Genomic DNA, 5729 nt, shown 5'->3' with positions numbered 1-5729 from the left:
GTTATTACAGCGGGTATCGTGGGAACAGTGGTTCAGCCTTGGACCTTATTCGGTGTCATTATTCCCATTCTCCTGTTTGTCGGCGGAATTTTATCTGCGATTGTAGGAATTTTGTTTGCTGATTATTATTTAATCCGTAAAAGACGCGTAAATGTACCTGAGCTTTATGAAGATCACGGACAATATCGTTATATGGGCGGGGTAAACCTTGCTGGGTTTATCGCCTGGATCATAGGGGCAGTTGCTTCTTACTTTGTTCCAAACTATGGATTTTTAGTGGGATTCATCGTAGGTGCTGTCATCTACTTTATTCTGGCAAAATATTGGTGGTTTACTAAATACAAACAGGCCGAAATCGAAGATCCATGTGATGAAAAATATTTGGGGATTTCTGTTGGCCGTGACTGGGAAATCGATGAGACGGTTTATGAACCTGTCACTGAAAAAGCACCGAAAAACCTTGACTTTTATTAAGGGGGATGTCTATGTCTGATTATCTGCTATTCCTAGAAGAACGGGATAAAATCGATTTTCTCATCCAAAAGGGTTACATGATTCAAAGTGTGACAGAACATCTAAATGGGGCAACTGTTGAGTTTGTCCATCCGGATGGACATGAGTCTGAAACGTTACTGGTTGGGAATGCCAATGCCAGAAAGTATTTTTCGAGTATCTTAATCAAACAAAAATAGAAGTTGTCCGTTTTTGGAAAAGGATTGGGCGTTAAGCACCAATCCTTTTCCAGCATTTTTCCCAAAGGAGATCAATCACATGAAGGAACAATTTCAGTTAAAAGTCTCAGATATTTTATCAAGAAAACATTTTGAAACCGCCAGTGTGGTTGCCGGATTCGAAGGTCTTCATCGCATTGTGAAATGGGTTCATGTTGTCGAGGCTACAGGTATGAAGAATCTATTAAAAGGGCAGGAGCTGATTTTATCGACTGGAATCGCCTGGAAAAATCAGCCAGATATCCTTATTACTATGGTGAAAGAATTTATTGATCATGGGGTGGCCGGCTTGTGTATTGAAATAGGAACGTACATTTCTGAAATCACGGATGATGTCATCGAACTCGCCAATACTCATCAGTTCCCGATTATTATTTTCCAACAAGAGGTCCCGTTTGTAGAAATCACTCAAGATTTACATTCTATTATTATCAATCAGCAATATCAGAAGATTTCCGATTTGGAAAATTATTCGCAAAGCTTAAATAAACGACTGCTTACTATAGAAAACTATGAAGATATTCTGCAATTCATCTTTTCGGCACTGGATGTCCAAATCATATTCCGGTTGAAAAATCAGTCATATGAATTTGTTCCAGAAATTAATCGTCAGGAGCAATGGGCAATGATCGAACAGCTTGAGCTGGCAAAAACAGTTCCAAGTGAACAAATCGGATTGACACCAATTTTCTTATTCGGACAGGAATATGCTGAACTGGCCATTTATTCCCATGAAATCCCGATCAGCGAGTATGATTTATTAATTCTGGATAGAACTGCAACGGCACTGGCCCAACATTTACTGAGGGATTTGTATGTCGAGGAGAAAAAGAGAGTTGAGGCATTTGAGTGGCTGCACGGCTGGCTCGAGGGGGAGCATTCTATGGAGGAAATCTATGATTATTTAGTAGAGAACGGTATTACCACTAAACATCATGAAGCCTCTGTCCTCATAGCCAGACTCCTGCCATTAAAAGAAAATTCCTTTCCTGATATTACCTACCTTAAACTGTTATCACGCTCTATCTTTGAACAAAATGGATTTACGTTATTCTTTGTTGAAAGAAGAAATGAACTCATTTTTATTCTCTTAAACAACCGTTCTAAAAAGAATATGAAGGAGCGGATTAAAAAGGCAATTGATTCGGTGCAGCATTCCGAGTTTATCCGCAAGCAGTGCTCCGCCAAATTCATCATCGCCGTCGGTAAATTTTCCGATCGTCTAACAGAGTTACATAAAAGCTATCAAACAGCTAAAGAAGCCTTGAGAATACAGCAAAAAATGACCAACAAGCAGCCCTATTATTTTTATGAAGATCTGCATTTATACCGGCTTATATCCCAATTAGGGAAGCATACGGACTTACAAGAGCTGGCATCAGAATACCTTCACCCAGTGATACAATACGATCAAAAATTTAATGCCAAACTGCTGGAAACCTTAAGGGTATATTTGGAATGCAACGGATCCAAGCAGGAAACGGCAAATAAGCTGTTTATTGTCAGACAAACGTTATATCATCGCCTGCAAAAACTTGAAAATTTGCTCGGAGAGGATTTTATGAATCACGAAAAACGTGTCGCCATAGAATTCATGCTGTTAGTCCATGAGTATTTAGCAGCCTCTCAACCTATCAAGGTAAGTCAAGTTAAATAATGGATATTCATAGTGTTTAACAATTGACTGCGTCCTTTTGACAGTATGTCTAATGAAAGAGGCAAAGGAACAAGAGATAATAAAACCAATAATGAAAGGGAGGATCACAAATGAGCGTGATTAAAAATGAAACAGCGGTTTTAAAAAATTTCATTAATGGGGAATGGGTCAGTGCGGTCAGTTCCCAAACCCTTGATGTACCAAATCCGGCTACGAATGAACTGATTACAAAGGTTCCTGTTTCCTCAAAGGAAGATGTTGATCTTGCCGTGCAAGCCGCAAAAGAAGCATTTAAAAAGTGGAAAAATGTCCCGGTTCCAAAACGGGCGCGAATTTTCTATAAGTTTCATCATCTATTAACTGAAAATCACGAGGAGCTTGCCAAACTTATTGTGTTGGAAAACGGCAAAGCATACAAGGAGGCCTATGGTGAAGTCCAACGCGGCATTGAGTGCGTCGAATTCGCTTGCGGTGCACCTACCTTAATGATGGGAGAGACCTTGTCAGGGATTGCCGAGGACATTGACTCAGAGATGTTCCGTTATCCTTTGGGAGTTGTTGGCGGCATTACCCCTTTTAATTTTCCAATGATGGTGCCTTTATGGATGTTCCCATTAGCGATTGCCTGTGGCAATACGTTTGTATTAAAGCCATCAGAGCGTACCCCAATTTTAGCTAGTAGATTAGCAGAATTGTTTACCGCTGCTGGCGCACCAAAAGGAGTACTGAATGTGGTGCATGGTGCCCATGATGTAGTCAACGGGCTACTCGAGCATAAAGACATTGCCGCGATTTCCTTTGTTGGGTCACAACCGGTTGCTAAATATGTATATGAGCGTGCTGCAGCGGAAGGAAAGCGGGTTCAGGCCCTATCTGGCGCCAAAAACCATCATATTGTGATGCCAGATGCAGACTTGGATAAAGCAGTCCAACATATTATCAGCTCCACATTTGGAAGTGCCGGTCAGCGCTGTATGGCCTGCAGTGCCGTGGTAGTTGTGGGCGATAACGAACCATTTGTAAAAGCCCTGGCGAAAAAAGCTGATGAATTGATTATTGGGAATGGAATGGATGAAGAAGTGTTGTTAACTCCGGTGATCCGTAAAGAACACCGTGAAAAAGTTCTCGGCTATATTGAAAAAGGGATTGCCGAGGGAGCAGAGTTAATTCGAGACGGCCGTAGTGAAATGAATGATCTGCCACAAGGTAACTTCCTTGGTCCAACGATTTTTGATCACGTGACCCCGGATATGACCATTGCCAGAGATGAGATTTTTGCTCCGGTCTTAAGCCTGCTGCGGGCAAAGGATCTGGATGAAGGTCTGGACTATATCCGTAAATCCCGCTACGGAAACGGCGCAACCATTTACACCAACAACGCCAAAGCTGTCCGCCAATTTCGCGAAGAAGCCGATGCTGGAATGCTTGGGATCAACGTAGGGGTCCCAGCCACCATGGCCTTCTTCCCATTTTCAGGCTGGAAAGACTCCTTTTACGGTGACCTCCACGTCAACGGCAAAGACGGCGTGAACTTCTATACGCGTAAAAAAATGATTACTTCTAGATTCGATGCCTAATAAACACATAGATTAATAGCATATAACCTATATAAATATAACTAATGGTGACAGGCACCCAAATTTTTTTGAAGTGGAAGGGGGAGATAGAATGGTGAAAACGGATCGTTCACAGGAGGAATTATTGGAGAAAGATGATCAATTTGTATGGCATGCGATGAAACCATTCAGCCCAAAGTCAACAATTGTGGCGGAACGGGCAGAGGGAGCATGGATTACAGATGTGGATGGGAAACGGTATTTGGATGCTATGGCCGGGCTTTGGTGTGTGAATATAGGCTACGGAAGAACAGAACTAGCCGAGGCGGCTTACGAACAGCTGAAGGAGTTGGCCTATTTCCCATTATCCCAAAGCCATGTTCCAGCGATTAAGCTAGCGGAAAAACTAAATGAAATGCTCGGGGATGAGTATGTCATTTTCTTCTCCAACAGTGGGTCCGAGGCAAACGAAACGGCCTTTAAAATCGTCCGCCAATACCACCAACAAAGAGGAGAGCACAATCGCTATAAAATCATTTCCCGCTACCGCGGTTATCACGGAAATTCGATGGGATCTCTGGCCGCCACTGGGCAGGCCCAACGTAAATTTAAATACGAACCTCTCGCGCCAGGATTCATTCACGTGTCGCCGCCCGATTCCTATCGGGATGATACACATGTCTCGGACCCAAAAGAGCTTTCCTCTGTTAAGGAAATTGACAGAACCATGACATGGGAACTCAGTGAAACGATCGCAGCCCTGATCATGGAACCAATTATTACGGGAGGCGGTGTACTGGTTCCGCCTGAAGGATATATGAAGGCAGCGAAGGAAGTTTGTGAGAAACACGGTGCACTATTAATCGTCGACGAGGTCATCTGCGGTTTTGGCCGGACTGGAAAACCATTTGGCTTTATGAACTATGGGGTCAAGCCAGACATTATCACCATGGCAAAAGGCATCACCAGTGCTTATCTGCCACTTTCGGCAACGGCCGTGCGCAAAGAAATCTACGAAGCGTTTAAAGGCACAGAAGAGTATGATTATTTCCGACATGTCAATACATTTGGAGGAAACCCGGCTGCCTGCGCACTAGCTTTAAAAAACCTCGAAATCATGGAAAAAGAAAAACTGTTTGAGCGCTCAAAAGAGTTGGGTGAGAGGTTACTAAACGAACTGAAAAATCACTTGCAGGATCACCCTTATGTCGGTGATGTCCGCGGCAAAGGGCTTTTAGTCGGCATCGAACTGGTTAAAGATAAGAAAACGAAAGAACCTTTGGATGTGGCCCTTGTCAATCAGGCTATTTCCAACTGTAAAGAGAAGGGAATTATCATCGGAAAAAATGGAGCAACGGTAGCAGGGTTCAATAACGTTTTAACTTTAGCACCACCACTAAGTATCGAACAAACGGATCTTGACTTCTTAATAAAAACCTTAACGGAGTCGCTGCAAAAAATTAAATAGTGGGTAGAAGTTTGTTAATACTAAATCGTTTAGTTTTATGAGGAATACTAAATAATTTAGTGCCGTTAGTTTGATTCTCAAAATAAATGGGCTATTTAATTTTGTTGATATACTATGGTGTGTGATGAAAAATGCTTCGAATAGCATTGGTATGGGAGTAAATTTGTAGGCGTGATAATTTCTACTAGCGTTTCGAAACATTAGTAGAGAATGTAAACAGGATCCAATGCATCAAAAAAAAATTATCCAAATTACAGAAATTCTGACGTCTTCGGACAAGGGAAGCCCAAATCGAGGAAGCGTTGTCTGAAGTTCGG

The 5729-nt window shown here is 42.2% G+C and carries 5 protein-coding genes; all 5 read left to right on the top strand.

Annotated elements, in window-relative coordinates; translation table 11 throughout:
* Positions 1–474: cytosine permease (locus V7083_RS21060; protein WP_335481666.1), on the top strand; the 474-nt coding region annotated here is incomplete at its 5' end.
* An 11-nt stretch (positions 475–485) separates the two neighbouring features.
* A complete protein-coding gene (locus tag V7083_RS21055; protein ID WP_335481663.1) occupies positions 486–692 on the top strand; it encodes a hypothetical protein in 207 nt (68 codons plus the stop codon).
* Positions 693–771: 79 nt separating this feature from the next.
* Positions 772–2388: a PucR family transcriptional regulator gene (locus V7083_RS21050; protein ID WP_335481660.1), complete on the top strand. Its 1617-nt coding sequence runs from the start codon at positions 772–774 to the stop codon at positions 2386–2388.
* Positions 2389–2498: 110 nt separating this feature from the next.
* On the top strand, positions 2499–3965 hold the full coding sequence (locus tag V7083_RS21045) for a CoA-acylating methylmalonate-semialdehyde dehydrogenase (RefSeq protein WP_335481657.1): 1467 nt from the start codon (positions 2499–2501) through the stop codon (positions 3963–3965).
* Positions 3966–4056: 91 nt separating this feature from the next.
* Positions 4057–5412 carry an aspartate aminotransferase family protein gene (locus V7083_RS21040; RefSeq protein WP_335481654.1) on the top strand — a complete coding sequence of 452 codons (1356 nt, stop codon included), beginning with the start codon at positions 4057–4059 and terminating at the stop codon, positions 5410–5412.
* Positions 5413–5729: the final 317 nt, after the last annotated feature.

This window comes from Bacillus sp. JJ1764 (genome assembly GCF_036962145.1).
GTDB lineage: Bacteria > Bacillota > Bacilli > Bacillales > Cytobacillaceae > Neobacillus.
This window is presented reverse-complemented; position numbering and strand designations above follow the sequence as displayed.